The organism is Pseudomonas sp. P5_B2 (assembly GCF_056400445.1).
Window position 1 is genome coordinate 1 of record NZ_JBFULH010000857.1, and the last position, 1,467, is coordinate 1,467.

At 55.8% G+C, this 1,467-nt stretch carries 2 protein-coding genes; both read left to right on the forward strand.

All coding sequences use genetic code 11. From position 1 onward, the window contains the following. The coding region (locus AC1DRJ_RS27460) for an FGGY-family carbohydrate kinase (RefSeq protein ID WP_477804916.1) at nucleotides 1–284 on the forward strand (284 nt) is incomplete at its 5' end. A gap of 95 nt (nucleotides 285–379) precedes the next feature. Further along, nucleotides 380–1,135: a DeoR/GlpR family transcriptional regulator gene (locus tag AC1DRJ_RS27465; protein WP_201236967.1), complete on the forward strand. Its 756-nt coding sequence runs from the start codon at nucleotides 380–382 to the stop codon at nucleotides 1,133–1,135. The last annotated feature ends 332 nt before the right edge of the window (nucleotides 1,136–1,467 follow it).

Here is a 1,467-nt window from a genome sequence, read left to right on the forward strand (position 1 = left end):
GTGGTGCAGTGGCGAACAATTTCCTGATGCAGTTCCAGGCTGACATCCTCGGCACCCAAGTCGAACGTCCGCAAATGCGTGAAACCACTGCACTCGGCGCCGCTTACCTGGCCGGTCTGGCGTGCGGTTTCTGGGGCAGCCTGGAAGAACTGCGCGGCAAAGCGGTGATCGAGCGCGAATTCGAACCGACCCTGGACGAAGCCGAGAAGGAAAAACTCTACGCTGGCTGGAAAAAAGCCGTCAGCCGCACCCGCGACTGGGAACCGCATGAAGGCACTGAATAAGCCAACAACAGGTTACTAATAGGGTTGTAACTGGTCGGGAGCAGATTCCTGCGGCATCATGGGCAAATTTTGCACGGCAGCCCAAAGGAAGCCCCATGAATCTGCCTCCCCGTCAGCAGCAAATCCTCGAACTGGTCCGTGAACGCGGCTACGTCAGTATCGAGGAAATGGCCACGCTGTTCGTCGTTACACCGCAGACCATCCGCCGTGATATCAATCAGCTCGCGGAAGCTAATTTATTGCGTCGTTACCACGGTGGCGCAGCCTATGATTCCAGTGTCGAAAACACCGCCTACGCCATGCGCGCCGACCAGATGCGCGATGAAAAACAGCGTATCGGCGAAGCCATTGCCGCCCAGATTCCCGATCACGCCTCGCTGTTTATCAATATCGGTACCACCACCGAATCTATTGCGCGGGCGCTGCTCAATCACAATCACCTGAAAATCATCACCAACAACCTGCACGTGGCCTCGATGCTCAGCGCCAAGGACGACTTCGACGTGCTGCTGACCGGTGGCAACGTGCGGCGCGACGGCGGTGTGGTCGGTCAGGCTAGCGTCGACTTTATCAACCAGTTCAAAGTCGACTTTGCACTGGTGGGTATTAGCGGTATCGATGAAGACGGCAGCCTGCTGGACTTCGATTATCAAGAAGTACGGGTGTCGCAGGCGATCATTGCCAATGCACGGCAAGTGATTCTGGCGGCAGACTCCAGCAAATTCGGGCGCAACGCCATGATTCGCCTGGGGCCGATCAGCCTGATCGATTGCCTGGTCACCGATCAGCCACCTGTGCCAGCGTTGGCACAGTTGTTGACTCAGCACAAGATTCGGTTGGAAGTCGTTTAAACCCCTTCCCCTGTGGCGAGGGGGCTCGCCCCCGTTGGGTCGCGAAGCGGCCCTAAAACCCTCCCCAGCAATCTATCAGTTACACCTTGCTACCGAATTTACGGCTGCTGCGCAGCCGAACGGGGGCAAGCCCCCCTCACCACAAAGTTTGATCTCCCCACTCTCAAATGTTCGAAAATTTTCCTTTACCCGCCCTTCGATGAGTTTTTTCAATCGAAGTTAACTGGCCGCGGGCGTCTTTATCGGCTAAGATTTTCGCAAATGAACATTAATGTTCGAATTCAAATACATAAAATAAGCACCGAGGCCAGCCGATGCCCACTTCCACCTTG

What these genes read in the sequence shown, in the direction of transcription:
- AC1DRJ_RS27465 (WP_201236967.1), top strand. Translation starts at nt 380, where the DNA reads ATGAATCTGCCTCCCCGTCAGCAGCAAATCCTCGAACTGGTCCGTGAA.